Annotated in this window: 24 protein-coding genes, 1 other RNA gene and 1 pseudogene; 12 read left to right on the top strand and 14 right to left on the bottom strand. The window is 53.3% G+C overall.

The window, feature by feature from the left end; genetic code table 11:
* Positions 1–59 precede the first annotated feature (59 nt).
* The 7 genes and pseudogenes from greA to dapB form a co-directional block, all read right to left on the bottom strand.
* Positions 60–536: a transcription elongation factor GreA gene (gene greA, locus ACJJIV_RS14755; protein WP_444889464.1), complete on the bottom strand. Its 477-nt coding sequence runs from the start codon at positions 534–536 to the stop codon at positions 60–62.
* An 86-nt stretch (positions 537–622) separates the two neighbouring features.
* On the bottom strand, positions 623–3,850 hold the full coding sequence (carB, locus tag ACJJIV_RS14750) for a carbamoyl-phosphate synthase large subunit (RefSeq protein WP_444889463.1): 3,228 nt from the start codon (positions 3,848–3,850) through the stop codon (positions 623–625).
* 112 nt (positions 3,851–3,962) lie between these two features.
* Entirely contained in the window at positions 3,963–5,111 is a 1,149-nt protein-coding gene (gene carA / locus ACJJIV_RS14745; RefSeq protein WP_444889462.1) for a glutamine-hydrolyzing carbamoyl-phosphate synthase small subunit, read from the bottom strand.
* A gap of 333 nt (positions 5,112–5,444) precedes the next feature.
* Positions 5,445–6,158 carry a YfiR family protein gene (locus ACJJIV_RS14740; RefSeq protein WP_252083235.1) on the bottom strand — a complete coding sequence of 238 codons (714 nt, stop codon included), beginning with the start codon at positions 6,156–6,158 and terminating at the stop codon, positions 5,445–5,447.
* A gap of 54 nt (positions 6,159–6,212) precedes the next feature.
* Positions 6,213–7,151, bottom strand: coding sequence for a 30S ribosomal protein S6--L-glutamate ligase (gene rimK / locus ACJJIV_RS14735; protein WP_252086023.1), 939 nt, complete (start codon positions 7,149–7,151; stop codon positions 6,213–6,215).
* Positions 7,152–7,280: 129 nt separating this feature from the next.
* Positions 7,281–7,565, bottom strand: a pseudogene (locus ACJJIV_RS14730) (ATP-dependent zinc protease family protein); the annotation flags it as partial.
* Positions 7,566–7,801: 236 nt separating this feature from the next.
* Positions 7,802–8,617: a 4-hydroxy-tetrahydrodipicolinate reductase gene (gene dapB, locus ACJJIV_RS14725; RefSeq protein WP_444889461.1), complete on the bottom strand. Its 816-nt coding sequence runs from the start codon at positions 8,615–8,617 to the stop codon at positions 7,802–7,804.
* A gap of 237 nt (positions 8,618–8,854) precedes the next feature.
* Between dapB and ACJJIV_RS14720 the strand changes: the two genes are divergently transcribed.
* Positions 8,855–9,310, top strand: a complete 456-nt coding sequence (locus tag ACJJIV_RS14720) for a hypothetical protein (protein ID WP_252083237.1) — start codon at positions 8,855–8,857, stop codon at positions 9,308–9,310.
* Between the two features lie 132 nt (positions 9,311–9,442).
* Here the strand turns inward: ACJJIV_RS14720 and dnaJ are convergent, their stop codons facing one another.
* From dnaJ to grpE, 3 genes are all read right to left on the bottom strand, one after another.
* Positions 9,443–10,567 (bottom strand): molecular chaperone DnaJ, encoded by a 1,125-nt coding sequence (gene dnaJ, locus ACJJIV_RS14715; protein WP_252083238.1) that lies wholly within the window; start codon positions 10,565–10,567, stop codon positions 9,443–9,445.
* Between the two features lie 225 nt (positions 10,568–10,792).
* Entirely contained in the window at positions 10,793–12,745 is a 1,953-nt protein-coding gene (dnaK, locus tag ACJJIV_RS14710; RefSeq protein WP_444889460.1) for a molecular chaperone DnaK, read from the bottom strand.
* A gap of 123 nt (positions 12,746–12,868) precedes the next feature.
* Entirely contained in the window at positions 12,869–13,510 is a 642-nt protein-coding gene (gene grpE, locus ACJJIV_RS14705) for a nucleotide exchange factor GrpE (protein WP_252083240.1), read from the bottom strand.
* A 232-nt stretch (positions 13,511–13,742) separates the two neighbouring features.
* Here grpE and recN point away from each other — a divergent pair, with 232 nt between their 5' ends.
* Entirely contained in the window at positions 13,743–15,413 is a 1,671-nt protein-coding gene (gene recN, locus ACJJIV_RS14700) for a DNA repair protein RecN (protein ID WP_444889459.1), read from the top strand.
* A gap of 265 nt (positions 15,414–15,678) precedes the next feature.
* On the top strand, positions 15,679–16,284 hold the full coding sequence (locus ACJJIV_RS14695) for a 1-acyl-sn-glycerol-3-phosphate acyltransferase (protein ID WP_444882693.1): 606 nt from the start codon (positions 15,679–15,681) through the stop codon (positions 16,282–16,284).
* A gap of 42 nt (positions 16,285–16,326) precedes the next feature.
* Here ACJJIV_RS14695 and fur read toward each other — a convergent pair whose 3' ends face one another.
* Positions 16,327–16,737 (bottom strand): ferric iron uptake transcriptional regulator, encoded by a 411-nt coding sequence (gene fur / locus ACJJIV_RS14690; RefSeq protein WP_252083243.1) that lies wholly within the window; start codon positions 16,735–16,737, stop codon positions 16,327–16,329.
* 277 nt (positions 16,738–17,014) lie between these two features.
* On the opposite strand from fur, the gene ACJJIV_RS14685 reads away from it, so the two are divergent.
* Complete coding sequence (locus ACJJIV_RS14685) at positions 17,015–17,359, top strand: outer membrane protein assembly factor BamE (RefSeq protein WP_444882694.1); 345 nt, start codon at positions 17,015–17,017, stop codon at positions 17,357–17,359.
* Positions 17,360–17,361: 2 nt separating this feature from the next.
* On the opposite strand, the gene ACJJIV_RS14680 is transcribed toward ACJJIV_RS14685, so the two are convergent.
* A complete protein-coding gene (locus tag ACJJIV_RS14680; RefSeq protein WP_252083245.1) occupies positions 17,362–17,709 on the bottom strand; it encodes an RnfH family protein in 348 nt (115 codons plus the stop codon).
* Positions 17,706–18,146, bottom strand: a complete 441-nt coding sequence (locus tag ACJJIV_RS14675) for a type II toxin-antitoxin system RatA family toxin (RefSeq protein WP_252083246.1) — start codon at positions 18,144–18,146, stop codon at positions 17,706–17,708. The genes ACJJIV_RS14680 and ACJJIV_RS14675 overlap by 4 nt, the downstream gene beginning before the upstream one ends.
* Before the next feature lie 193 nt (positions 18,147–18,339).
* On the opposite strand from ACJJIV_RS14675, the gene ACJJIV_RS14670 reads away from it, so the two are divergent.
* From ACJJIV_RS14670 to ACJJIV_RS14650, 5 genes are all read left to right on the top strand, one after another.
* The gene (locus tag ACJJIV_RS14670; protein ID WP_444889458.1) at positions 18,340–19,758 is read left to right on the top strand and encodes a sodium-dependent transporter; all 1,419 of its coding nucleotides are present in this window, start codon (positions 18,340–18,342) and stop codon (positions 19,756–19,758) included.
* A 15-nt stretch (positions 19,759–19,773) separates the two neighbouring features.
* Positions 19,774–20,253 carry an SsrA-binding protein SmpB gene (gene smpB / locus ACJJIV_RS14665; RefSeq protein WP_152454820.1) on the top strand — a complete coding sequence of 160 codons (480 nt, stop codon included), beginning with the start codon at positions 19,774–19,776 and terminating at the stop codon, positions 20,251–20,253.
* Between the two features lie 39 nt (positions 20,254–20,292).
* Complete coding sequence (locus ACJJIV_RS14660; RefSeq protein ID WP_444889457.1) at positions 20,293–21,639, top strand: sodium-dependent transporter; 1,347 nt, start codon at positions 20,293–20,295, stop codon at positions 21,637–21,639.
* Between the two features lie 155 nt (positions 21,640–21,794).
* Positions 21,795–22,184: a transfer-messenger RNA gene (ssrA, locus tag ACJJIV_RS14655) on the top strand.
* 601 nt (positions 22,185–22,785) lie between these two features.
* Positions 22,786–23,238 carry a nucleoside deaminase gene (locus tag ACJJIV_RS14650; protein ID WP_252083249.1) on the top strand — a complete coding sequence of 151 codons (453 nt, stop codon included), beginning with the start codon at positions 22,786–22,788 and terminating at the stop codon, positions 23,236–23,238.
* Positions 23,239–23,715: 477 nt separating this feature from the next.
* Here the strand turns inward: ACJJIV_RS14650 and ACJJIV_RS14645 are convergent, their stop codons facing one another.
* Positions 23,716–24,252, bottom strand: coding sequence for a hypothetical protein (locus ACJJIV_RS14645; protein ID WP_444889456.1), 537 nt, complete (start codon positions 24,250–24,252; stop codon positions 23,716–23,718).
* A 342-nt stretch (positions 24,253–24,594) separates the two neighbouring features.
* Here ACJJIV_RS14645 and ACJJIV_RS14640 point away from each other — a divergent pair, with 342 nt between their 5' ends.
* The 3 genes from ACJJIV_RS14640 (at position 24,595) to ACJJIV_RS14630 (ending at position 26,420) form a co-directional block, all read left to right on the top strand.
* Positions 24,595–25,056: a tyrosine-type recombinase/integrase gene (locus tag ACJJIV_RS14640; RefSeq protein ID WP_444889455.1), complete on the top strand. Its 462-nt coding sequence runs from the start codon at positions 24,595–24,597 to the stop codon at positions 25,054–25,056.
* Positions 25,057–25,161: 105 nt separating this feature from the next.
* Positions 25,162–25,755: a hypothetical protein gene (locus tag ACJJIV_RS14635; RefSeq protein WP_444889454.1), complete on the top strand. Its 594-nt coding sequence runs from the start codon at positions 25,162–25,164 to the stop codon at positions 25,753–25,755.
* Positions 25,756–26,135: 380 nt separating this feature from the next.
* Positions 26,136–26,420, top strand: coding sequence for a hypothetical protein (locus tag ACJJIV_RS14630; protein WP_444889453.1), 285 nt, complete (start codon positions 26,136–26,138; stop codon positions 26,418–26,420).
* Positions 26,421–26,650: the final 230 nt, after the last annotated feature.

The following is a 26,650-nucleotide window of genomic DNA, read 5'->3' as shown; positions in this document are numbered from 1 at the left end:
CTCCTGCCCCAAAGGAAAAGGGCGGCCTTTGGCCGCCCTTTTCCTTACTAAGAGACCTCTTATAGATGCTCTACAGTATCGATTTCATATTCCACTACGCCGGAAGGCGTATGCACAACAACAACCTCCCCCACTTCCTTACCAATCAGTGCGCGGGCAATCGGCGAGTTCACTGAGATTTTTTGCTTCTTCACATCCGCTTCGTCATCACCCACGATTTTATAAGTCACTTCAGCATCGTCATCCAGGTGAATAATCGTTACCGTGGTGCCAAAAATCACCTTATCGCTGGGCTCAATCGACTTCACATCGATCACTTGAGCGTGAGACAGCTTGGCTTCAATCTCTTGAATACGCCCCTCAATAAAGCCCTGCTTTTCCCGCGCCGCATGGTATTCGGCATTCTCCTTCAAATCACCGTGTTCGCGTGCTTCGGCAATGGCCTCTACCACCGCAGGGCGCTCGACTTTTTTCAGATTATCCAGCTCTGAACGCAGCGCTTCAGCGCCTTCAACGGTCATTGGTACCCGGTTCACTGTGGGACCTCCATTATTGTTACTACGCAACCGGGCCCTGTGTTGCCACAAGGCCCGGTCGGAAATGACAGATTGTTTTTAGATGATTAAGACAGCTTTACCACACGCTGGTGAAGGTCTTGCAGGCGGCGAACCTGTAGCGGCTGCTCCTGACGCATGGCCATCGCCATGGCCTGTGCCGCAGCCAGGGTGGTGGTGTAACACACCTGGTGGTTCTCAGCACTGCGACGGATATCCGCAGAGTCGCGAATCGCCTGGCGTCCTTCGGTGGTATTCACCACCAGTGCAATCTCGTCGTTTTTAATCATATCGACGATATGCGGGCGACCTTCACTCATCTTGTTGACGGTTGTAACGGGAATTTCGTTTTCTTGCAAGAACTTGGCGGTGCCGCGGCTGGCAATTACTTCGAAGCCAAGCTCTACCAGATCGCGAGCTACGCCCACTGCGTCGGCCTTGTCGAAATCGCGCACAGAGATAAACGCGCGTCCGGACTCCGGCAGGCGGTCGCCAGCGGCAACCAGACCCTTGTCGAAAGCCTCTGCGAAGGTAGCGCCTACGCCCATTACTTCGCCGGTGGATTTCATCTCGGGGCCGAGAATCGGGTCCACTTTCGGGAACTTGTTGAACGGGAATACAGACTCTTTAACGGAGTAGTAGTCCGGTACGATCTCTTCGGTAAAGCCCTGTTCCTGCAGGCTGATACCCGCCTGACAGCGCGCAGCCACTTTCGCCAGTGAAGTACCGATGCACTTGGAGACGAAAGGTACGGTACGGGAAGCGCGCGGGTTCACCTCAATCACGTAGATCTCGCCGTCCTGGTAGGCCAGCTGGGTGTTCATCAAGCCAACTACGCCCAGCTCGCGAGCCATGGCTTTCACTTCTTCGCGCATACGGTCCTGCACATCCGCCGGCAGGCTGTAAGGCGGCAGGGAGCAAGCGGAGTCACCGGAGTGAACACCACACTGTTCGATATGCTGCATGATGGCGCCGATCACAACGTCCTGGCCATCGGATACCGCATCGATATCCACCTCAATGGCGGCGTTGAGGAAGTGATCCAGCAGCACCGGCGCTTCGTCGGAAACCTGTACCGCTTCTTTCATATAAGTGAGCAGCTCGTCTTCTTTGTAGACGATCTCCATCGCGCGGCCGCCCAGTACGTATGACGGGCGCACAACCAGCGGGTAGCCCACGTCTTTCGCCGCCTGGATGGCTTCGGAAACAGAGCGTACGATAGCGTTCTTCGGCTGCTTGAGGCCGAGACGCATGATCATCTGCTGGAAGCGCTCGCGGTCTTCGGCGCGGTCGATCTGCTCTGGGGTGGTACCAATAATCGGCACACCTTCGTTGGCCAGGTAGCGCGCCAGGTTCAGCGGGGTCTGGCCGCCGAACTGTACGATCACGCCTTCCGGCTTCTCTTTGGCAACGATTTCCAGCACGTCTTCCAGGGTTACCGGCTCGAAGTAGAGGCGGTCGGAAGTGTCGTAGTCGGTGGAAACAGTCTCCGGGTTACAGTTGACCATGATGGTCTCGTAACCGTCTTCGCGCATCGCCAGAGCGGCATGTACACAGCAGTAGTCGAACTCGATGCCCTGGCCGATACGGTTGGGGCCACCGCCGAGTACCATGATTTTCTTCTTGTCGGACGGCTGCGCTTCGCACTCCTCATCGTAGGTGGAGTACATGTACGCAGTGGAGGTGCTGAACTCAGCAGCACAGGTATCCACGCGCTTATAAGACGGGAATACACCCAGCTTGTGGCGGAATTCGCGCACAGTCTTCTGGCTCACCCCCAGCAGGTCCGCCAGGCGGCGATCGGAGAAGCCTTTGCGCTTCAGGAAACGCATATGCTCAGTGGTCAGCGCCGAGGTGGGCAGGGACTTGAGCGGCTCTTCGATTTTGATCAGCTCTTCAATCTGTACCAGGAACCAGGGATCGATACCGGACAGGTCGTAAACTTCACCGACGCTCATGCCCATACGGAAGGCGTCGCCCACATACCAGATGCGCTCGGCACCGGGCACGGAGAGTTCGCTGCGCAGACGGGTCTCAGCGCCGTCTTTGCTCGGGTCAATTTTACTTTCCAGGCCGAAGCTGCCCACTTCCAGGCCACGCAGGGCTTTCTGCATGGACTCCTGGAATGTGCGGCCGATCGCCATCACTTCACCCACAGACTTCATCTGGGTGGTCAGGCGCGCATCGGCTTCACCGAATTTCTCGAAGGTGAAGCGCGGAATCTTGGTGACAACGTAATCAATGGACGGCTCAAAGGACGCCGGGGTAGCACCACCGGTGATATCGTTTTGCAGTTCGTCCAGGGTGTAACCCACTGCCAGCTTGGCTGCGACCTTGGCAATCGGGAAGCCGGTGGCCTTGGAGGCCAGTGCGGAGGAGCGGGATACGCGCGGGTTCATCTCGATCACAACCACGCGGCCAGTCTTCGGACAAACGCCGAACTGTACGTTGGAGCCGCCGGTCTCAACGCCGATCTCGCGCAGTACCGCGATAGAGGCGTTGCGCATCAGCTGGTATTCCTTGTCGGTCAGCGTCTGCGCCGGAGCAACGGTGATGGAGTCTCCGGTGTGTACACCCATCGGGTCGAAGTTCTCGATGGAACATACGATGATGCAGTTGTCGTTCTTATCGCGAACCACTTCCATCTCGTACTCTTTCCAGCCGAGCAGGGATTCGTCAATCAACAGTTCGTTGGTGGGGGAGAGGTCGAGTCCGCGCTTACAGATCTCTTCAAACTCCGGCCAGTTATAGGCCACACCACCACCGGAACCACCCATGGTGAAGGACGGGCGGATAATTACCGGGAAGCCGAACTCTTCCGGTACTTTCTTCGCCTCTTCCATGGAGTGGACGATCTTGGCGCGCGGAGTTTCCAGGCCGATGGCCTTCATCGCCTTGTCGAACAGGTCGCGGTCTTCCGCTTTCTCGATAGCGTCTTTGTCCGCACCGATCAGCTCGACATTGAATTCCTTCAGGACACCGTGCTTATCCAGGTCCAGGGCGCAGTTCAGTGCTGTCTGGCCACCCATGGTAGGCAGGATGGCGTCGGGACGCTCTTGCTCAATAATCTTGGCAACGGTACGCCACTCCACCGGCTCGATGTAAGTGGCATCGGCCATGGACGGGTCGGTCATGATGGTGGCCGGGTTGGAGTTCACCAGGATCACCCGGTAACCCTCTTCGCGCAGCGCCTTACAGGCCTGGGCGCCGGAGTAGTCAAATTCGCACGCCTGGCCGATCACGATGGGGCCTGCGCCGATAATCAGAATGCTTTGGATATCTGTGCGTTTTGGCATCTTTCTTCCGTTCTACTACCGGCAAAGGCCGGCTGCGCTAAATTTCATTCGTTTCTTGTTAAAACCGCCGCAAAAGCGGCGGTTAATTGCCCTACCCTGGGCGGCTACGCCCTTAGGCGCGTTCTTTCATCAAATCGATAAAGTGGTCGAACAACGGCGCCACATCGTGTGGGCCGGGGCTCGCTTCCGGGTGTCCCTGGAAGCTGAAGGCCGGCTTGTCCTTCAGGTGAATACCCTGCAAGGTACCGTCGAACAGGGACTTGTGGGTAACTTCCACATTGTTCGGCAGGCTGTCGGCATCCACTTCGAAACCGTGGTTCTGCGCGGTGATCATCACCTTGGTGCTGTTCAGGTCCTGTACCGGGTGGTTACCGCCGTGGTGACCGAACTTCATCTTGGCAGTTTTACCGCCCACCGCCAGGCCCAACAGCTGGTGGCCCAGGCAGATGCCGTAGGTGGGGATGCCAGCGTCCAGGATTTCGCGAATAGCGGTGATCGCGTATTCACAGGGCTCGGGGTCACCGGGGCCATTGGACAGGAATACACCGTTGGGATTCATCGCCAATACTTCGGAAGCCGGAGTCTCCGCCGGTACTACGGTGATGTCACAGCCGCGATCCACCAGCATACGCAGGATATTGCGCTTCACACCGAAGTCGTAAGCCACTACTTTGAAGGGCTGCTCCGGCGCGGCCTTGTGGCCTTCCCCCAGCTCCCAGGTACCTTCGCTAAAGGGGTAGGCTTCCTTGGTGCTCACTACCTTGGCCAGGTCCATCCCTTTCAGACCGGCAAATTCCTTGGCCTTAGCCAGGGCTTCTTCGCGGTCGATATTGTCACCGGCAACGATGCAACCGCTCTGTGCACCCTTGTCGCGCAGCAGGCGGGTCAGGCGACGAGTGTCGATATCGGCGATACCAACGATATTGCGCTCGCGCAGGTAGTCTTCCAGGGACTGCTCGTTGCGGAAGCTGCTGGCCAGCAGCGGCAGGTCGCGGATTACCAGGCCGGCAGCCCAGATATCAGCGCACTCTTCGTCTTCCTGGTTGGTGCCAGTGTTGCCGATGTGTGGGTAGGTCAGAGTCACAATCTGGCGGGCGTAGGAGGGATCGGTGAGGATCTCTTGGTAGCCGGTCATGGATGTGTTGAACACGACCTCGCCAACAGAACTGCCATGGGCACCGATTGCGCGTCCTTCAAAGACGCTACCATCAGCGAGCACCAGCAGCGCGGGAGTTGTACTCTGCATAAAGTTGTGGGGCATGAAGGCCTCCGACGTAGGGACAGCTTTAGTCAAATTGAACTCCAATCTTCAGAACTGCTTCCGGGCGGGGTTTGTGGGCTTCGGAGCACGCGGCTCCTGACTGGCGCGCGCATAAAAAAGCGAGATGAAACATCGCAGCTTCATCTCGCTTTAAAAATCTATTCACGCGCGGCTCTCACATATTGGCCGATGCTTGCCACCGGCTTTTTTTGGTGGGCTCGCGCTGCGCGATTCAGCTTCGCGACACCGGCCCAAATTCGGGCGCAGATTCTACGCGAATTCGCTTCTAGACGCTAGTGCAAAAATACGCCAAACCTGACGAAAAACTTCTCTTTACTCCAGCTTCTGCCCGAGGCGAAAGAGGCTATTGCCCATTTTTAGCTCGGCCTTTTCCAGCATGGTTTTGTTCATGCGCAGCGCCACTTCGCCGCCTTTATCGGCAAATTCAATCATGCCGCCAGTTGCGGCAAAGCGCTCGGCATCGCTCACCGTAAGAACGGGGAAGAACTCCACTGTAACCAGCGTCTTTAGCAGGCTCGAGCGATCCATAGAGCCAAGAACCACAATCTGGCATTTGCGCGCGCGCAGTATATCTTTGAAGCCAATTTTCTCCAGTGCCACCCGGCGCCCATCAATACGCTGATTCTTGAAACGCAGAGCCAGCTGCTCGCCGAGGGAATCCCCCCCCATCAAACACACCTTAAAGGGGGCACTGTAATTATCAAATGCGTTGACCGGCCACTGCAGGTTGTAGGCGAAGTGCACGATGTAATCCACCATGACACGCCGCCCCAGGGGGGTATCCGAAAGGTGTACTGCGGCCTGTACCAAGGGAGCAAGCAACAGGCTCAATATCAGGGAAATCGTCAGGAATGGGCGGGTGATAGAAAGTCTGGCAAAGAGTGTCTTCACGGTCATTGATACCCTGGAGTTCACACCTTCTGCCGGCGGAAGGCGCGGTTCCGGCAGAAAGTGTCTATCGGCGGATACCTGGGCAATCAACCACTGCCGAGGCTCGAACGGCGCGCCAGCGAAAAGCCCGGCCACCTTTGAAGGTTAGCCCACCGAGCTTTGCACCGCCGGCGCCCCGTTCACCGTCGATTACTCGGGTACACTGCTATCCAAGTCGGCACTACCCTCCTGGGTTTTTGTTGCGGGGCGCCATTTGAGCGCCTTCTCGATCGACATAATCATCGCACCGGCCACATCCTTGCGCGTGGCACTCTCAATACCCTCGAGACCGGGGGAGGAGTTCACCTCAAGCAACAGCGGCCCTTTACGCGAACGAATAATATCCACACCAGCCACTTTCAACCCGAGCGCTTTAGCTGCTTTAATGGCTATACGCTTTTCATCTGCTGTGACTTTAACCACCGAAGCGGTGCCGCCCTGGTGAATATTGGCGCGGAACTCTCCCGGCGCCGCCTCTCGCTGGATCGAGGCCACCACGCGGCCATCAATCACAAACAGGCGCAGGTCCTTGCCCTGGGCCTCACGGATAAACTCCTGCACTAGCAAATTGGCTTTAAGTGACTTAAACGCATTAATCACCGATTCGCCAGCTTTGCGGGTTTCTGCCAACACCACTCCGCGCCCCTGAGTTCCCTCCAGCAACTTCACAATCAATGGTGCCCCACCCACCATGTCAATCAACTCATTGGTATCTACCGGCGAGTTGGCAAAGCCTGAAGTGGGTATACTCAAACCACTCTGCTGTAACAACTGCAGGGAAAATAGCTTATCCCGCGACTGGCTGATCGCGGCGGAGCCATTCAGGGCAAAAATATCCAGACTCTCAAAGTGCCGCGTCAGTGCACAACCGTAAAAAGTCTGGCTGGGGCGAATACGGGGAATAACCGCATCTAGGCTATTGAGTATTCGGCCATCCCGGTAGTGCACTTCCGGCTCGTCAGGATCGAGCTTCATGTAGCACTGGCGGATATCGAGAAAACTCATGCGATGTCCGCGCTCGGCCCCCGCTTCCATAATGCGCCGGTTGCTATAGAGATCCGGGTTCGATGCCAGCAGTCCGATGCGCAGGCCGGTACCGGCAATATGGTGCTCATCCCGATAATATTCATCCAACTGGCTTTTCGGGATATCGCCAATACAGAAGCTCTCTGCCGGGTCCACCAGCATTCGCCCAATCATGGCTTCGCGTCCCAGCAACATGCGATAGCCCATGCTGTCCCGATTGGTCAGGGTCAGTTCGATATCCCATACACTGCCACCAATAGAAATGGAGGTACGGATTACTGGGCGCTTTTCACTCTCTCCAGAGGAGCTACGCACCAGCCTCTTATCCAAAAGCCGCGCCTCACAACGCACTGATGGGCGGCGCTGGTGCTGTAATGGATGCGCCTCAAAACTCACCCAGGGTTCGCCATCGCGCTTAAAGGTATGGATGTTGTATGCGTGTAGGCAGGAAGTTTTAGCTCCGGAGTCCACACGCACCTTAATCGCCGGGACGCTGAGTGCGGGAAGCCCGCACCACTCTTCGCTGCCGACAATCAGCTTTTTTTCCAAACAAAAAATCCTCAAAAAATTTTTGGTTTACCTAAAGGGTCGAAAACCCGAAGTATTGACTTTCACTATAAAAATAAGGCTCGCCTATCGATCAACCGTATAACTACTGCCTTAGAACTATTGAATAAAGGCCGCCCTTTACCGATTTTTTTTGTGTGATCTGATTAATTTAACCCCAGCACATCGCGCATATCGTAGTGGCCCGGCGCACGCACCGATTGCTTATTTCCCATCAACCATATCGCTGCGCGTACCGCACCGCGGGCAAAAGAAAGACGACTGCTGGCGCGGTGACTGATTTCTACGCGCTCCCCTTCGGCCAGGAACATCACAGAGTGCTCACCGACCACATCGCCACCGCGCACAGTGGCAAAACCGATGGTGTCGCGCTCACGGGCACCTGTCTGGCCCTCGCGTCCATAAATCGCCACTTTCTCTAGATCCCGCCCCAGGGTCTCGGCGACGACTTCTCCCATGCTTAACGCAGTGCCAGAAGGCGCATCCACTTTGTGGCGGTGATGTGCTTCAACAATTTCTATGTCGGCATCTTCACCCATTACCCGTGCAGCGGTCTCCAATAACTTGAAGCACAGATTTACACCGGTGGAAAAGTTACTGGCCAGGCACAACGCTACCTTACCCGCATTAGCCAGCACCTGATTTTTCTGCTCAGAGTCAAAGCCAGTAGTGCCAATAACAATGGGGTGTCCATGGGCTGCACAATAAGCAGAGTTATCCACAGTTGCCTGTGGTGCGGTAAAGTCGATCAGTACATCGAAGTCGGCTTTATCCAGGCTATCGACAATGGCGATGCCGTTGCGCCCGAGGCCCGCAACTTCACCGGCATCGGCCCCCACCAAGCTGGAGCCCGGCCGTACAACTGCCGCGCTGAGCTCAGCCTCATCACTTAAAAGCAGTGCCTCCGCCAAGGCCCTTCCCATACGCCCGCCAAACCCGGTGATCGCAACTCTTACTGCCACAACAACACTCCTGTCTACGCCCAATATTGCTGCGAATCTTACCTCGCCCTACCAGAAAGCAGCTACAAAAACTCAGTCTTAAAAAGTGATCATTTTTGGGGACCAAACTGACCATAAAACTTCCAGCCATAGAGGAAATAACAAAACATATTTTTATTACCAACTAACTGAAATTGAGTGAAAGCAATGACAAATCACGATGCTAGGCTTAAGCCAGAGGGTAAATGGAGCGCCAACATGCGACTAATGATTCGATCAAACCACCTGCCACATTTATTGGTGGTGGTTATTTCTTTAACCCTGGCCTTTGGCAGTGCGCCCGTATCCGCACAACAGCAAACCACAAACCCAGACTTCTGGGAGAAATATGACGACATTACAGATTGGGTGACGCTGCGTCTGCAGCTCACCCCTGGCCAGGAAAAAGTAGTACTGCCCATCTTGCAAAAGAGCCTTGCAGAGAAAAAAGCCGTACTGGATCGCTATGGCATTTTGGACAACCCTAAACTGACTTTGACGCCTAAGCAGCGCGGGGAAATCGGTGCGCAATTGGCCACGATCAGCGCGCAGGTAAACAAAGAACTGGAAGGGATACTAAAAAAACAACAGATGAGGGAGTTAGGTAAGATTCAACACGAATTATTGATGGCACTGGCTGCCCGTCTGAGGGCCCGCTCTGCCCAGGGCAACTAACCCGGCAGAGATACCGGGCCAGTTTCGCTATTCTTCCTACTTTTAACCTTTTCAAAGAGTTCATCAGTTAAGCAACCATATAAACCCTAAATTACCGATGGTCGAATAGCGATTGAGAGCGCTCGCTTAGCGTTAAAGCTTCATATCCCCAAAGAAGTTTTTCACCCCTTCAAACCAACCGGTCTGGCGTGGTGCATTTTTCTTTTCGCTGAGGGTATTGGCAAATTCCTGCAGTAACTCTTTCTGTTTACCAGAAAGGTTTACCGGTGTTTCCACGACAACCCGACACAGCAAATCGCCGGTAGCGCCGCCACGCACCGGAGTGACACCTTTACCACGCAGGCGGAACAGCTTGCCAGTTTGACTCTCTGCGGGAATCTTTAGCTTCACCTTACCATCGAGGGTCGGCACTTCCAGTTCGCCCCCCAGTGCTGCAGCAGCAAAACTGATGGGCACCTCGCAATACAAGTTCTTGCCATCGCGCTGGAACAGCTCGTGTTCCTTCACCACCACCTGTACATACAAATCACCAGCGGGACCGCCATCGGGGCCAGCTTCACCCTCTCCGGACAAGCGGATACGATCGCCAGTATCCACACCAGGCGGAACCTTAACGGACAGAGTCTTGGTCTCTTCAACCCGACCGCGACCGTGGCAGCTGCCACAGGGATCGGAGATAGTGGTACCGCGACCGCGACAGTTGGGGCAGGTTTGCTGAACAGAGAAGAAGCCCTGTTGCATACGCACCTGACCGGCACCACCACAGGTGCTACAGGTCTGCGGAGAGGAACCTGGCTTGGCGCCTGAACCGTGGCAGGTATTACAGGAAGCGAGCGTTGGCACACGGATCTTGACCGTGGTACCGCGTACTGCGTCTTCCAGGTCCAGTTCCAAGTCGTAACGCAGGTCTGAACCGCGCGCGGGGCCACCCCGACGGCCGCCACCGCCCCCACCGAAGATATCGCCAAATACATCGCCGAAGATATCGGAGAAACCGCCGAAGCCACCGGCGCCGCCACCACCCATTTGCCCTTCTACACCGGCGTGACCAAATTGATCATAAGCCGCGCGTTTCTGCGAATCGGACAGTATTTCGTAGGCCTCGTTGGCTTCCTTGAATTTGTTTTCTGCTTCCGCATCATCGGGATTGCGGTCCGGGTGAAACTTCATCGCCACCCGGCGGTAGGCTTTCTTCAGCTCTGCATCCGAAGCGCCGCGCTCGACGCCGAGGACTTCGTAATAATCGCGTTTCGACATAAAACTATGTTCTCTGGTCCGGCATCAAGAACGGCCAAACTCTTTCTACTTCTCGGTTACTAACCAAGCCCCGCATTGCGGAGCACCACCAAACTACGAACTCTGTACAAACTTTGATGGATACCTGAAACAACACAGGGCGCGGGGCCTAAAAAGAAGGCGCCGCGCCCCTGAAGTTCTCCGGCGGCCACTTTAAAAGCTGCCACCGGAAATGCAAGCGAACGCTTACTTACCTTCTTTCTTGTCGTCCTTTACTTCTTCGAACTCTGCATCTACCGCATCGTCGCTAGCGGAAGATTGCTGCTGCTCGCCCTGTTGAGCGCCTGCACCAGCGGCACCTTCAGCGCCAGCGGCCTGGGCCTGCTCGGCATACATCTTCTGTGCAACCGGGCCAGAAGCTTCGGTCAGCTTGGTGGTGGCAGCTTCCATAGCCGCCTTGTCGTTGCCTTTCACCGCCTCTTCCGCTTCTTTGATAGCCGCTTCGATTGCAGACTTCTCTTCAGCGGTGGCTTTGTCGCCAGCTTCTTCCAAGGTCTTCTTGGTAGCAGAGATCAGACCGTCGAGGGTATTGCGGGTTTGCACCAGCTCCTCGAACTGCTTATCCGCTTCGGCATTCGCCTCTGCGTCTTGAACCATCTTATCGATCTCGTCCTCGGACAGACCGGAGGAAGCTTTGATCACGATGGACTGCTCTTTACCAGTCGCCTTGTCTTTCGCGTGTACGTGCAGGATACCGTTGGCATCGATATCGAAGGTCACTTCGATCTGCGGTACACCGCGGGGGGACGGCGGGATATCGGCCAGGTCAAAACGACCCAGGGATTTGTTCTGGGAAGCCTGCTTGCGCTCACCCTGTACCACGTGAATGGTTACCGCAGTCTGGTTATCTTCCGCAGTGGAGAACACCTGGGACTTCTTAGTGGGGATAGTGGTGTTTTTGTCGATCAGCGGAGTTGCAACGCCACCCATGGTTTCGATACCCAGGGTCAGCGGGGTTACGTCCAGCAGCAGTACGTCTTTAACATCTCCGGACAGAACAGCTCCCTGGATAGCGGCACCCATGGCAACGGCTTCGTCGGGGTTAACGTCTTTGCGCGGCTCTTTACCGAAGAACTCGGTAACTTTCTGCTGTACCAGCGGCATGCGGGTCTGACCACCAACCAGAATTACTTCGTCGACGCCAGAAGCGGACAAGTCGGCATCTTGCAGAGCAATTTTTACCGGCTCCAAGGAACGAGTAACCAGATCTTCTACCAGGCTTTCCAGCTTGGCGCGGGTCAGCTTAACCACCAAGTGCTTGGGACCGGTGGCATCTGCAGTGATATACGGCAGGTTGACTTCAGTCTGCTGGCTGGAGGACAGCTCGATCTTGGCTTTTTCTGCAGCTTCTTTCAGGCGCTGCATCGCCAGGGGATCGCCTTTCAGGTCGATGCCTTGGTCTTTCTTAAACTCGTCTGCGAGATATTCGATTAGACGCAGGTCGAAGTCCTCACCGCCGAGGAAAGTGTCACCGTTGGTGGACAGTACTTCGAACTGCTTCTCACCATCTACATCGGCAATTTCGATAATGGAGATATCGAAGGTACCACCACCCAGGTCGTATACCGCTACAGTGCGGTCACCGCCCTGCTTGTCCAGGCCGTAGGCCAGAGCAGCAGCAGTCGGCTCGTTGATAATACGTTTAACGTCCAGGCCCGCGATACGGCCGGCGTCTTTAGTGGCCTGGCGCTGCGAGTCGTTGAAGTAAGCCGGTACAGTAATTACTGCAGCGTCAACTTTCTCGCCGAGGAAGTCTTCTGCAGTCTTTTTCATTTTCTTCAGAACTTCGGCAGAGATCTGCGGCGGAGCTTTTTTATCGCCTTTCACTTCTACCCAAGCGTCGCCGTTGTCGGCTTCAGTGATGGTGTAAGGCACCATCTTGATATCTTTCTGTACAACGTCGTCTTTGAATTTACGGCCGATCAAACGCTTAACCGCAAACAGAGTATTCTGGGGATTGGTCACCGCCTGACGCTTGGCAGACTGGCCTACCAGGATTTCGTTGTCGTCAGTGAAGGCAACAATAGAAGGTGTAGTACGATCGCCTTCTGCGTTCTCGATTACACGCGCTTTGTCACCATCCAGTACCGCCACACAGCTGTTGGTGGTACCCAGGTCGATGCCGATAATTTTTCCCATCTGTAAAATCCTCATTTGTTACGCGCTGCCAGCTCTGTTCTGTATGCAGCGCGCGAATAATTCTTGATGTCAGCTATATTGGTGCCGGCCAGCGAAATTCAAGGCCGTTTCACGCATTTGCCGTTACGGGGCCTTACTAACCACAACCATGGCCGGGCGAACCAGGCGACCATTGAGGCGATAGCCTTTTTGAAATACCTCTAGAACCGTGTTCGGCTCCACCTCCCCATTCGGCACCTGGGTCATGGCCTGGTGCAACTCTGGGTCGAAGGGCTCACCAGCTGGATCGACAACTTCCACAGAATTTTTCGTCAGGGTGTCGACGAAAGATTTGTGAGTAAGCTCGATACCTTCCACCAATGCTTTATTGCTTTCATCAGCGCTATCAATGGTGGCGAGGGCGCGCTCCAGGTTGTCCACAACCGGCAACAAATCCTGCAGCAGTTTTTCCACTGCAAATTTGCGTGCGCGATCCACATCCTGCTGGGCGCGGCGACGGGCATTCTGCTCTTCAGCCTGGGCGCGCAGAGCGAGGTCTTTCTGCACCACTAACTGCTCTTGCAGCTTGATAATTTCATCGTGCAGCGCATCGGCACTCTCGGCTTCTTCGTGCAATGCTTGCTCAGCCTGCTCGCGCTCGGTCGCGGTGGGATCTTCAATCTCCGCGGAAGCCGCCTCGTCTGTCGCTGTCAGGTGCTCATCAGCCAGTGCTTCCGGCTGCACCCCCTCTGTAATCTGATCTTCTTCGCTGCGCTCTCTGGCCACTGCTTTCTCCGTCGCGTCGACTCTGTCAGTAATGAGTTGGGCCCGTCCTGCGGGCTCTGGGGGCTATATGGGGCCATCCCCGCACAGTTCAAGTGGTTTTTTGCGCTAGCGCGCAATAGCTGGAGAATCTGCGCTTGACGCTATAGCTAACCAGAAAGGAATACTGTATAAATAACCACTGATTGGGTATTCAGACCCACCCATAAGAAAAGGACACAGAAGCGATCTCTATATGTTGCTGCACCTGTCTATCAGCCAATTCACCCTGGTGGACCAACTGGAGTTGGAGTTCGGCCCAGGTACCAGCACCCTCACCGGCGAGACCGGCGCGGGCAAATCCATCACCCTAGATGCACTCGGGCTCGCCCTGGGTGGTCGCGGCAGTGCCGAACTGGTACGCGCTGGAGCCAACCGCGCCGATATCAGTGCCACCTTCGATATCTCCGGCTACCCCAACGCCAGCGATTGGCTTAAATCCCAGGAGCTAGATAGCGGGCAGGAAGTGATACTGCGCCGCACCATCGGCGCCGATGGCCGCTCACGGGCCTATATCAACGGCCAGCCGGTGACGCTGCTGCAGCAGCGCGCCCTGGGTGAGCAACTGATTGATATCCACAGCCAGCACGAGCACCAGTCCCTGCTGAAGAAGGAAACCCACCGCCGCCTGCTCGATGAGTACGCCCAAGCCCAGGAACTGGCCGCCGAAACCCGCAGTCGCTACAAGACCTGGCAGGACCAATACCGCCGCTACCGCAATCTGGCCGACAGCGTTGAGGAGGCCGAGGCGCGCCGCAACCTACTGCAGTACCAGCTGCGCGAGCTGGAACAACTGGATTTGAGCGAAGGTGAGATAGAGGCCCTGGAGAGCGAGCAGCGTCAGCTGGCCAATGCCGGCGATATTCTTAACGGCAGCTATCAGCTGGCCGCGCTGCTGTCCGGCGGTGAGGGCGATATCGCCGAACAACTGCACCGCGCCCTGCAACTGCTTTCCGCCATGCCCGAACAGGCGCCGGCCCTGGTCGAGGTGGCGCAGATGCTCGATAGTGCGCGAATTCAGATCGACGAAGCGGCCGGTACTTTGTCGCGACATATCGATCGCTTCGAGATGGACCCTGAGCGGCTCAGTGAAGTTGAGGAGCGCCTCAGTGCTATTTACCAGGCGGCGCGCAGACACCGTGTACAACCCGGTGAGCTACCGGCCCTGCAGCGACAACTGCAGGAGGAACTGGAAGATATCGGCACGGAAGATACCTTGGAGCGCCTCGCCGAAACCTGCAGCAAACTGGAAAAAGAGTTTCGGGCAGTCGCAGCAAAATTAAGCGAGCTACGGCGTGGGGCAGCGATCACACTCGCCGAATCGGTCAATCGGCAACTGGTGGATTTGGCCATGCCGCACGCCAAGGTCGAACTTGCCTTACAAGCTCTCGACAAGCCTTGCAGCCACGGCCTGGAGGAAGTGGAAATTTTAATTTCCACCAACCCCGGCCAGCCACCGCGCCCACTGGGCAGGATCGCCTCCGGCGGTGAGCTTTCTCGGGTAAGCCTCGCCGTACAGGTGGTCACGGCACAGACTTCACGCACCCCCACCCTGGTCTTTGATGAAGTGGACGTCGGTATCGGCGGCGCCACTGGAGACGTGGTAGGCCGCCTGCTGCGCCAGCTGGGAGAGACCCGCAATGGCTGTAGCGGCCAAGTGATCTGCGTCACCCACCTGGCCCAGGTGGCTGCGCGAGCCCACCGCCAATATCTGGTGGAGAAGCACAGTGATGGTGAGCAGGCGTTTGTGGCTTTGCGTGAATTGAAAAACGGCGAGCGCCGTGAAGAGATCGCACGCATGCTCGGAGGGCAACCCAGCCCGCAGTCACTGGCCCATGCGGAAGAGATGTTGACCAGGACCCTTTGAGCTGCCCCCAGGGCAATCTCAGAACAGCCCTTCAGCCGAGTTTCAAAGCTGACCAACAGGACAGCCCATCACTTTCAATGGAGCGGTGGGCAATCATATCTCGCAGATCAATAAATAACCGCCAACAATCCGGCAAAATAGCCGGCCTGCCGGTGATATATGCCGTTTTAGGACAAATAGACCAAATATGACTGGGTCTGGCGGCAGAAGTCACCATATACTGAGCCGCTTGTTTAACTTTGTTTGAGTAGTATCGGCCGAGTTTATGCAGAGAACGATTTTTAATACCCCGATTATCACGCCGCTGCTGCGCCAAGTTGCCAAGCTGCTGCTGAAGTTTCACGGCTGGCGCGTTAACGGCGATCAGCAATCATTAAAACTGAAAAAATATGTATTGATCGGGGCTCCCCACACCACTAACTGGGACGGCTACTACTTTATTCTCGCCGCACTCAAATTAAAGATGACTCCGCAGTGGATGGGCAAAGACAAACTGTTCCAGTTCCCCCTGGGCGGCCCCATGCGCTGGTTTGGCGGTATCGCCGTAGACCGCAGCAAGGCTAACAACTTGGTAGATGCCACCGTGCGCCAGTTTAAGCTGCGCAAAGAGCTGGTTATTGCCATCCCACCGGAGGGCACCCGCGGTTTGGGTGAGCGCTGGAAGTCCGGTTTCTACCATATTGCACGCAGTGCCAAGGTGCCGCTGGTATTGGGCTTTATCAATTTCTCCAAGAAAGAAGTGGGCATTGGCCCTATCGCCCAGCTGGGGGAAAACCTGGAGGCAGAATTGAATAAATTAAGGGAGTTTTACGCGGATAAGATCGGTAAATTCCCAGAGCTGTACACGCCGCCCTGTCAGCCACAGCAGTAAGCGGGCATAAGATGGGTGCGGCGGACGCCGCACCCGACTGGATTACTTCTCTTTTTCCTTCACGTACAGCACTAAACTGTGGCCTGTCAGCTCGTAGCCGTGCTCATCGGCGATCTGGCGCTGCAGTTCCTCAATTTCCTCATTGTGAAACTCGATCACCTTGCCGGTATCGGTACACACCATGTGGTCGTGATGATCACCACGATCCAGCTCGAATACGGAGTGGCCGCCATCGAAGTTGTGGCGAACAACCAGACCCGCGCTCTCAAACTGGGTCAGTACCCGGTAGACGGTAGCCAGACCGACATCTTCCCCCGCTTCCAGCAGTAGCTTATACACATCTTCAGCACTCAAGTGCTGCTCGCTGGTGCTTTCAAGCAATTGCAAAATCTTAACCCGCGGCAGGGTGACCTTCAGGCCAGCCTTGCGCAATTCCTGGTTTTCGTTCGACATGAATAAATATTTCCCGACAGGATTTTATGAATTGTCTTTACTTGCATCAGCTCACTGAAAAGGTCTATACCCGAATAAGACCACAGATTCCCGCCTGTCAGCGAGCCGGCTCTTCGGGTATTATCCCATGCCGAACGGAGTCAGCGGAACCCCAGGCACCATGAGAGAGGGAAATCGCAGAGGAAGGGAACTTTCCCTACGCATAGGGTCCTATTCCGGGCAACCGTTTAAAATTTGTACGAGAGGTGCCGTGTGAAAGAACATAATGGAGCAATGAATGCCGCCTAGCCTGAAATTTATCGCCATCGCCAGCCTCTGCGCCCTTCTCGGCGCTTGTACGCTGGTTAAGTTTCCCGGTGTGCACCGCATTGAGGTACAGCAGGGCAATATCATTACCCAAGAGATGATCGACCAGCTGAAACCCGGTATGACCCGCCGCCAAGTACAGTTTGTTCTCGGCACCCCGCTGCTGGAAGACACTTACAATCCCAACCGCTGGGACTACGTTAACCGCATTCGCGACAAGAAGGGTGATATCAGCCAGGAGCGCTTTAGCGTTTATTTTGACGAAGACTCCCTGGTATCCACCAGCGGTGACTTGCAGCCAGCTGACTGGCCCTAAGCCTAAGCGTCTTCGGCACCTTTCTTTTTCTCGGCCATACGCTTGGCCTTCTCGGCGCGTTGTTTGCGCGCCTCTTTCGGGTCGGCGATCAGCGGGCGGTAAACCTCCACCCGATCGCCCGGCTGCAACTCGTAGCTCTCTGCCGGCGCCAATCCTTTGCTCCCCAGAACCTGGCCAAAGATACCCATCTTGGCACTATCGGGGTCCACTTCCGGATACTCTTTTGGAATACCCGAACGAATCAGGGCCTCCCTTGCCGTAGTGCCAGGTTTTACCAGTAGCCGCATCAACCGCTGTTCATGGGGCAGTGCGTAAACCACCTCTACCGAAATCATTTTTTCTTCTGTCATTGCGGCTTCCCGTAAATGTCCTCGGCACGCTCACACATTACCGCCACCATTTGATTGGCCAGATCACTAAAAAGCTTACCCGCGGCGGCGGCAATCAAACGGCTCTTCATGGAGAACGACAGTGAAAAAGTCACCTTACAGGCGCTCTCAGCCAAGGGAGTAAACATCCAATGCCCGGTAAAATTTTCGAAGGGACCGTCTACCAGGGTCAGGGTCATGCTGGTCGGGCGCACCAGTTGATTGCGCGTGGTAAAACTTTGACGAATACCCGCGCGCGATAAATCCAACCGTGCCTCCAGGGTTTCTTCGTCCCGATGCAGAATTTCAGCCCCGCGACACCCCGGTAAAAATTGTGGGTAGCTGGCCACATCATTGACCAGATCAAACATTTGTTCCGCGCTGTACATCACCAGCGCGCTGCGCTCTATTTCAGTCATTCCTGTTGTCAAATCCAGTCCGCCAGGCGAAATCGCCTGGGATTGTCGTTCGGCCGCTAATTTTGCCAGTCGGCGCTACTCAAGCAAGAGAATTCCTGCAACAATCGCATTTTTTGCCGGCGGGACATACCCGGCCCCGCTGGAATAACAAAAACGAAAGCTGTATCTGATAAAAAATAATAGCGAGAGTACTATGACCGCAGTGAGAGAGCATTTTGGGTCAAGGCTGGGCTTTATCCTGGCCGCAGCTGGTTCCGCAGTTGGTATTGGCAATCTGGTGGCATTCCCGGTAGCGGCCACCAAGAGCGGAGGCGGTGCTTTCCTACTGGTCTATGCCCTCTTTGTTTTTCTGATCTGCCTGCCGGTTATGATGGCGGAATTGGCTCTGGGGCGCCGCTCCGATAAAGACCCGGTAGGTGCCTATCGTCAACTCTCCAACGGTTCACATCTGTGGCGTATCCCCGGCTGGCTAGCCTTGATCACGCCTTTTATGATCGCGGTATTTTATTTAGTGGTTACTGTGTGGGTACTCGGGTACCTGATTGAAACCGTCACCGGTAATCTCAACCTGCTCGCCACCCAGGATTTCTTTATCCACTTTATCAATACACCCAAGGTATTTATTTACCTGGTGGTACTGATGCTGATTATTAACGCCATCCTCGCTATGGGGGTTAAAGACGGTATTGAGCGTGCGGCAAAAACCCTGATGCCGATGCTGTTTGTAATGCTGCTGGGCCTGGTGATTTTTGTCCTGACCCTGGATAACGCCATCCTCGGTGTGAAGTATTACCTAGTGCCAGACTTCAGCAAGATTGATGGCAACGTGGTGAGCAAAGCCATGGCCCAGGCCTTCTTCTCGCTGTCTCTGGGTATGGGCATCATGATCACCTACGGTTCTTATATGAAGAAGCGGGACTCTATCCCCGGTTCCTCCCGCGCCGTTGCCATTACCGATACCATGGTGGCCTTTACTGCGGGCCTGCTGATTCTGCCGAGTATTTTCCACTTCAACCCGCAGATTGATCCCTCCGAATTAAGCGAGTCCTCTGCCGGAATGATCTTCCTGTTCCTGCCGAAGATCTTCCTTGCCCTGCAGGACAGCATCGGCTATGCCGGCGCAAGTGCCGTGGCTGCGATCTTCTTCTTCCTGGTTCTGGTAGCAGCGATCACTTCCCTGGTTTCCATTATTGAAGTACCTATCGCCACCCTGCGCGACGAGCGCGATATGGAGCGTAAAACAGCCATTTACTGGGTTGCCGGAGTTCAGTTTGTACTGGCCATCGCTTGCGCCGTCTCCTTTGGCATGGTCAACTGGTTCACTGAATTTGTACAGTTGGCCGGCATTAACAAGTCCTTCTTCGATCTGGTAGAGATCATTTTCTACGACACCATCCTGCCCTTAAACGGCCTGCTGGTGTGTCTGTTTGTGATCTACAAATGGAAGAAAGCCAACTTTGACAAAGAGCTGCAGGAAGGCGACTCCGCCTTTGCCGGCTCTTTTTCACAAAAATACGTAAACTTCTCCCTGGGCACCTTTATCCCTCTGATACTGCTGTTGATCTTTATCAACACCGTGGCCCTGAAGTTTTTTGGACACAGTTTTATCTAGTCACTAGAAGTTTTCATGGCCAAGAAAAAGAAAGCGCAAACATCCAATACCATCGCCCTCAACAAGAAGGCCCGTCACGACTACTTCATAGAGGAGAAGTTTGAGGCGGGCGTTGAGATGCAGGGCTGGGAAGTGAAAAGCTGTCGTGAGGGCAAGGCCCAGCTCACCGACAGCTATGTCATTTTTAAAAATGGCGAAGCCTGGCTGCTGGGTTCCAATATCCAGCCGCTTGCCAGCGCCTCCACCCATTATGTGACCGAGCCCGACCGCACCCGTCGCCTGCTGCTCACCAAGCGCGAGCTGTCCAAGCTGATCGCCGCCGTGGAGCAAAAGGGGCACACCGTGGTTGCCACCGCGCTGTATTGGAAAGGCCATTTGGTCAAATGCGAAATCTGCCTGGCCAAGGGTAAGGCTATGCACGACAAACGCGAAACCGAGAAAAAACGGGATTGGAACCGTGAAAAGCAGCGCCTGATGCGCGCTACGCACAAGTAGTGCACAGAGACAACTAGAAGAATAATTACGGGATTTACTATGAGTGCACCGCGAGGACAGTTCAGCTCGAATATTGGCTTTTTGATGGCCGCCGCCGGGTCCGCCGTTGGTCTCGGCAACATTTGGGGCTTCCCCACCAAGGCCGCCAGCAACGGCGGCGCCGCCTTTGTAGTGGCCTATCTGTTTTTGGCCTTCGCCCTCGCCTACCCGGCGCTGATGGCCGAACTTACCATTGGCCGTTATGCGAGGCGTAATATGGTACAGGCACTGCGGGCTATTTCTATTGGCCCCGTGAGCCGCTTCTTCGGTGGCCTCACCGGCTTTGGCGGCATCCTGGTAGCTTCTTTGATTCTGAGTTTTTACGCTATTGTGGCCGGCTGGATGGTGGCCCACCTGGCCGAGCCTTTCGCCGCCCTGTTTGGCGCCCAGGAAGCCGTCCAATGGCTCACTGAAAACAGTACCCAGCGCAACCTGATCTTTACTGCGATCTTCAGTGGTCTCACCATGCTGATTATTGCCAGTGGTGTGGAGAAGGGCATTGAGCGCTGGTCCACCCTGTTGATGCCCTCGCTGATTATTCTGCTGCTGCTTTTAATCGCCTATGTACTCACCCAGCCCGGTGCCTTTACCGGCCTGGAGGTGTACCTGATGCCAGACTTCAGTCACTTCACCCCGAAGCTACTGATCTCTGCTATGGGCCAGGCCTTCTTCTCCCTGTCTCTGGGTGTGGGCACCATGCTGATCTACGGCTCTTACCTGAGCCAGCAAGAGAGCTTGCCGCGTCTCGGCGCTCTGGTCACTCTGATCGACGTGGGAATCGCCTTCACCGCCGGCTTATTGATCTTGCCCGCCATGTATGTGGCCCAGGAAGCCGGCACCCAGATCTTCGCTGCTGACGGCGCCCTGATTGCCGGGCCCAACCTGATCCTGCAGGTGTTACCAGCACTGTTCGATACCATGGGCGAAGCCGGCGTGTTCGTCGCCATTGCCTTCTTTGCCCTGATGGTGATCGCCTCCCTCACCTCCTCTATCTCTATGCTGGAAGTACCGGTGGCTTTCTCTATTGAGAACCTAGGCATCCCCCGCCGTATTGCCACCCCAGGGGTGGGTCTGGTGATCTTTGCCATCAGCAGCACCATTATTTACAACTTCGACAGCCTGTTTGGACTGGCAGTCAGCATCAGTACTGAATATGGCCAGCCCCTGCTGGGTATTGCGCTGTGTATCTTTGCCGGCTGGATCTGGCGCCGCGACCAGCTGCTGAGTGAGCTGAAGAAAGGCCACGAAGATATTGAGCACACCCTGTTCTGGAAGATCTGGCCCTGGTATGTGCGCATCGTGTGCCCACTGCTGATTCTGGTAGCCTTCGCCCAATCGATACTGTAAGCCTTTTCTAACTCCCCCGGCGGCCACCGCTGCCGGGGCACTCCGCTTTCCCCCTGCCCCTGATCAAAGTTCCCAAAAATTCCTGGCGCATAAAAATTTATTGCAATGCCCGAGTTTGAGGTATACTTAGATGACACACGAGAGTGTTTCTTATCGGGGATGACTTGGATTCGACGCCGGTGACGAAACCTTGGGTGCATGCCGTGATGGCAGCGAATCACGTTAATCCAAAGCTGTATTTTATTAGTTGCCAACGACGACAACTACGGTGCCCAACTCGCTGCGTAAGCAGCTTGTGAAGCACTAACTAAGGGTTCGTCCCTTAGCAGTCTTCAGCAAGGTTCCAGTATCGCGCTGTAGACTGTTATACAGAACTGGATCGCCGCAAGCCATACTCGTGGGCAAGCGGTTAAACACTTTACGGGATCGCCCTATACGTCCTGACCGCCGGGCTGTAATGGGTTAAATCAATAGACGGAGCTAAGCATGTAGAGCCTCTGGCAGAGTGCTGACGGACGCGGGTTCGACTCCCGCCATCTCCACCAAATCGAAAAAGGCCAACCGCAAGGTTGGCCTTTTTTATTGCTTGGTCGACTCCCTACTCAATCTTCCTCCGACGAAAATTTTTGGCATAGCTTATTGATGGCGAACATTAACGGTCTCAAAAAGCTCACCATTAGCGTTTATTTAGGTTACTAACAATTCAAAAATCCCATTAATAGAACTAAACAAAACAACTAAAAACCACTGGGTTACCGGCCAGCTCACAAATCTAGGCCGATCACTCCAGTCTCTTTAATGACACGTAAATTTACCGGCCTATCTTTCTATAGTCTCTAAAATCAGCCCCTAAAATCCAAACATCTGTTTAAAAATAAGTTATTTAAATCATCTGCAAAAAGGCGTGATCATTAGCAGTAAGGAAGACACATGCTAGCAACTCACAGCGATGAAGAATCAAGTTATGAAACATATCGCCAATTCACTGAGTCCCCTTTCAGCCCCCCCAAATATCGCCGACATAGCTCAACTTAGCGCCTGTTTACACTGATTCTAGTCGGTAGCTCACTAATGCAGTCATGTATTAATAATATGCTCTACATTCTTTGATTAAAATATTCTTAATACCTAAAACAGAGAGCTGTAATGAGTGAAGCTAACCATGACGCTTACATGCAAGAAGCCATTAATGAGGCACGAAAAGGTTTAGCAACGGGAGGAATTCCTGTCGGTTGTGTAATAGTGCTGAATGGTGAAATTATCGGCAGAGGTTACAATCAGCACGTCCAGCAAAACAGTGTTATCAAGCATGCTGAAATGAGCGCACTGGAAAATATGGGAAAATTATGTTCTACCGATTACCAAAAGTGCACTGTTTACACGACTTTATCACCCTGCCCAATGTGCAGTGGGGCCATACGTCTATTCGGAATTAAGAATATTGTTATCGGTGAAAATAAAACATTCCTAGGTGATGAATCATTACTCAAATCTGAAGGTGTAAGCTTGGTTGTTCTTAATAATCTTGAATGTATTGGTCTTATGAATCAATTTATTCAGCAACATCCTGAAATCTGGCATGAAGATATTGGCCAGTAGAAACCATTAACTACAAAGTATATTTATAATGGCCCACCAATAAACCAAATTACTAGAATAGATTGAGATTTTATTGATACTTTTGATGTTTACACTGTGGCTTTCAAAAATTCAACTCTGCTTGAGAAGCTCCACGGCCCTCTACTCGGTACCAATCTGACACACTACTAGTCAACCTGATAATTGCTAAGTAGGCCCAATCGGTGAAGGTTGCAACAGCCACCAGATATGGGCCCTAACCTGAGGTACACAACTAACCTGGATCAAAATTTCAACTCAATTTATAGACTAAAAAGCTAGCCCCTATAAACTATTAATGGAATTTGTTATACACGCCATCAATAACAGATACCATCATCTTTGCAAAGATAAACCTGGAGCCGAGCTCTACTTCTAATATTTTTAACTCTGGGCGCCCGATTCCCCCACCCAAAAAAATACTTGATTTATTCCCACCTGTTTGGCTTAGATCTACAGTTAGCTTACTTGCATGACTATATTTATTGAATATTTTTTTCGACTTCCCAAAAACTTTAGAAATTCATCACCTATCCCAAGAACTGTTTGGTTTTTTTCTATGAGGAGTGCGAACTGATAGGGTTTCTGGTACTGCTTATCTGCTTTAAAGATATCTTTAAAATAGAAGTCATCAAGCTTGTTTGAGTTAGGTGTAAGTTTTCCTTGATGAGAGAGCAGTATAGATAGACAAGCAGCTTCTATCGCCTGCCTATACATATTGCCGGAAGGTATTATGTGCTCAATTATTAAGAGCTGCATAGATGAAAAAAGGTTGCTAATAGCAAGGTCAAGAAATGCTACTGATAATTTTTCTTGTTCCACTTTCTTACCATGAGCTGAGAATTTATCACTTCTCTTGTAGCATTCAGCTATTAGTTCGCTGAATTGCTCTACGGTATATGAGTATTCCGAAGAAAAACTCTCAACCTCGGCCAAGTAATTTTTGCAAAGAGAGCGGGCTACTCCCGAAGCTTTTGTTGGGTCTACAGTTTCCATCTAACCTCTTTTGTTGGGCTCAGGTGCACTTTCTGCACCAGAATCCTGAAGTTTTAAAGTTGCCAATGAACTTATCTGAGCGCTTAGTTATTGCCACCTAATTTCAAAGAAATGGGACAAACTTAGTTCAAAGCCATTCGAAGTTATTCGTAAAGTTTTAGGTTACTGGAGTGCATCTGAAAAATCATAAGAGGCCAATTTACCTGACAGCATAAAGTACACCGTGTTACGAGGGCATTGTTACTGGCATGTCTGGAATAGGAACTGACAGCCGTATCTTGCACCATCGTACATAATGATTCTACAAATACCGGAAGGGCCGACTGTGATTCCACCACAGACTTGGCTGGCGCACTCACCGCCACCAAGAAAAAGCACCTGGCAGCAATTACAGACTCTACTGAAGTTGGGTATCCACTAATTGCCATAGATGAATATCAGGGCACCCCAGTAGTAAGAGCGGCCCTAAAACTATCCCCTCTCCTATTCCGCCGCCCTGGAGAGTTGCGAAAACTTGAGTGGACGGTAATCAATTGGGATGCCAAGCACATAGAACTGCCCAGCGAAAAGATGAAAATGGGCCAACCATACATTATTCCTCTTGCTGAACTGAAAGAACTGGAGTTGCTAACTGGTCATGGCAAATATGTTTTCCCATCAGCTCGAGGCCAGAGCCGTCCACTGTCTGATAAAGGTGTGAGGACTGCACTCAGGTCACTGGGCGATGACAATCAAACCATGACCGCCCACGGCTTCCATGCAATGGCCCGTACTCTATTCGACCACGACACTCGGCAGATTTGATTTAGAATTCGCAGATTCATCAAGGAAAAAATTGAATGTGGCACATGCATCTCAAATCAGAGAGGCGGAACACATTCTTCAATGGATTTACGAGGATAAAAGAGTATGTCTATCAACGAACATGCAACCAAGATACAGGTGAGTCGACTGGTTAATACCGCTCTGGCAGCGATTAAGGATAAAGATCCGAGACTTGATCAGACTCTGGTCCACACCTTGGATCAACTCAGCTTAATCAGCCGGAACCTGAATACTGCCAAACATAACGTACAGCACTTTGGTGGAATTATGGCGAGCGGCGCTCATGGACAAAACGCCTACCGAGCCAATCAATCCATGAACTCGAAGCTTAGGACCCTCTCATCACTTGAAGCCTTCCTCGTAGAAGAATGGAACAAGCTTGGTAAAGCAGTTGACGCATATAGGAAACAGCTACCATGGGACGGCAAGACCGAATTGGAACTCCTGGATATGCTTGCGGGAGAAATCGAGTCGTTCGATAAATTACTTAAGAAAAACGTCATTCAGGTTCCAAAGCACCAGTCCAATCCACATCAAACGATGACCCTTCAAAGAGAAATCACGCAATTAAAGGCAATGCCCGCTCATACAGCGCCAAGTATGCTTGTCTTAATTTCCATCGGCCTTCGGATATTTGCAATGTACGTCGGTTCTAAAAGAGTGACTGGCAATAGATAGTCTCGATTTCCCTATTAGCTGCTTGCTAGGCGCTGAACGCTTTTCATCCGGCAGGCTCAATGCCTGTCGGAGTCTTCTAAATAAGTGGGAGCAGATAAATATTGTGTTAGGGGTGCACACATTTATGGTAAAGCCATACGCGGGCGGCCCAGCAGCATTACCGTCACTCGTCGGGCAAACTGTTCCTCGATAGATTGAACCAGACAGGATTTGCAGCGCCCCTATCACAGAGTTCTCGAGCACCGATACTCCCGATTGAAGTAACACACATAAAAGGCGTAATGGGACACCCATAGAAGGTAAAGTATCCTATGCCACACAATTGCATATCTCATCACCCTATACCAAATTCTGTTTATATATACAGCCACGACGTAGACATGAGTCCGCCAAGTTCAAGCCTGATCGATCCATGCACAACGCCCTACTACCACTGCGCTTCTCGTTGTGTACGCCGCGCTTTCCTGTGTGGACGCGACGAGCGTACCGGACAGTGCTTTGAGCATTGCCGGCAGTGGATAGAAAATCGTAGTCTGGAACTCGCGGATATATTCGACTTAGACGTTTGTGCCTATACAGTACTGAGCAATCACTACCATATTGTGCTGTTTATACACAAGCAACAGGCGGATGACTGGGACCTAAAAGAAGTGGTCTCTCGTTGACATCAATTATGTATTCACTCCACCCAAAATTGGACAACCAAACATCAATGTAAAATATTGACAGACCATTCGATGCCTAGCATTGAAAGGCTTTACATAAGGCAAGCATACTGAAGGCGTTGCGGCAAAATCCGTAACCGGGATTGGAACCCCGAAACTACAAGACGACCCGAAGCCGCCTACCCCCGTATGCGGTTTTTAGTGCCCCGAGACCTCACCTATTCTCACCC

This window comes from Microbulbifer mixtoriginis (SeqCode), assembly GCF_052466765.1.
The sequence above is the reverse complement of the archived record's forward strand: the minus strand, read 5'-3'. Positions and strand labels throughout refer to the sequence as shown.

Excerpts from the sequence above, each read along its gene's own strand:
- carB (WP_444889463.1), bottom strand. The coding sequence starts at position 3,850 with ATGCCAAAACGCACAGATATCCAAAGCATTCTGATTATCGGCGCAGGC.
- carA (WP_444889462.1), bottom strand. The coding sequence starts at position 5,111 with ATGCCCCACAACTTTATGCAGAGTACAACTCCCGCGCTGCTGGTGCTC.
- ACJJIV_RS14720 (WP_252083237.1), top strand. The coding sequence starts at position 8,855 with ATGCGACTAATGATTCGATCAAACCACCTGCCACATTTATTGGTGGTG.
- dnaJ (WP_252083238.1), bottom strand. The coding sequence starts at position 10,567 with ATGTCGAAACGCGATTATTACGAAGTCCTCGGCGTCGAGCGCGGCGCT.
- dnaK (WP_444889460.1), bottom strand. The coding sequence starts at position 12,745 with ATGGGAAAAATTATCGGCATCGACCTGGGTACCACCAACAGCTGTGTG.
- recN (WP_444889459.1), top strand. The coding sequence starts at position 13,743 with ATGTTGCTGCACCTGTCTATCAGCCAATTCACCCTGGTGGACCAACTG.
- ACJJIV_RS14695 (WP_444882693.1), top strand. The coding sequence starts at position 15,679 with ATGCAGAGAACGATTTTTAATACCCCGATTATCACGCCGCTGCTGCGC.
- fur (WP_252083243.1), bottom strand. The coding sequence starts at position 16,737 with ATGTCGAACGAAAACCAGGAATTGCGCAAGGCTGGCCTGAAGGTCACC.
- ACJJIV_RS14685 (WP_444882694.1), top strand. The coding sequence starts at position 17,015 with ATGCCGCCTAGCCTGAAATTTATCGCCATCGCCAGCCTCTGCGCCCTT.
- ACJJIV_RS14680 (WP_252083245.1), bottom strand. The coding sequence starts at position 17,709 with ATGACAGAAGAAAAAATGATTTCGGTAGAGGTGGTTTACGCACTGCCC.
- ACJJIV_RS14675 (WP_252083246.1), bottom strand. The coding sequence starts at position 18,146 with ATGACTGAAATAGAGCGCAGCGCGCTGGTGATGTACAGCGCGGAACAA.
- ACJJIV_RS14670 (WP_444889458.1), top strand. The coding sequence starts at position 18,340 with ATGACCGCAGTGAGAGAGCATTTTGGGTCAAGGCTGGGCTTTATCCTG.
- smpB (WP_152454820.1), top strand. The coding sequence starts at position 19,774 with ATGGCCAAGAAAAAGAAAGCGCAAACATCCAATACCATCGCCCTCAAC.
- ACJJIV_RS14660 (WP_444889457.1), top strand. The coding sequence starts at position 20,293 with ATGAGTGCACCGCGAGGACAGTTCAGCTCGAATATTGGCTTTTTGATG.
- ACJJIV_RS14650 (WP_252083249.1), top strand. The coding sequence starts at position 22,786 with ATGAGTGAAGCTAACCATGACGCTTACATGCAAGAAGCCATTAATGAG.
- ACJJIV_RS14645 (WP_444889456.1), bottom strand. The coding sequence starts at position 24,252 with ATGGAAACTGTAGACCCAACAAAAGCTTCGGGAGTAGCCCGCTCTCTT.
- ACJJIV_RS14635 (WP_444889454.1), top strand. The coding sequence starts at position 25,162 with ATGTCTATCAACGAACATGCAACCAAGATACAGGTGAGTCGACTGGTT.
- ACJJIV_RS14630 (WP_444889453.1), top strand. The coding sequence starts at position 26,136 with ATGAGTCCGCCAAGTTCAAGCCTGATCGATCCATGCACAACGCCCTAC.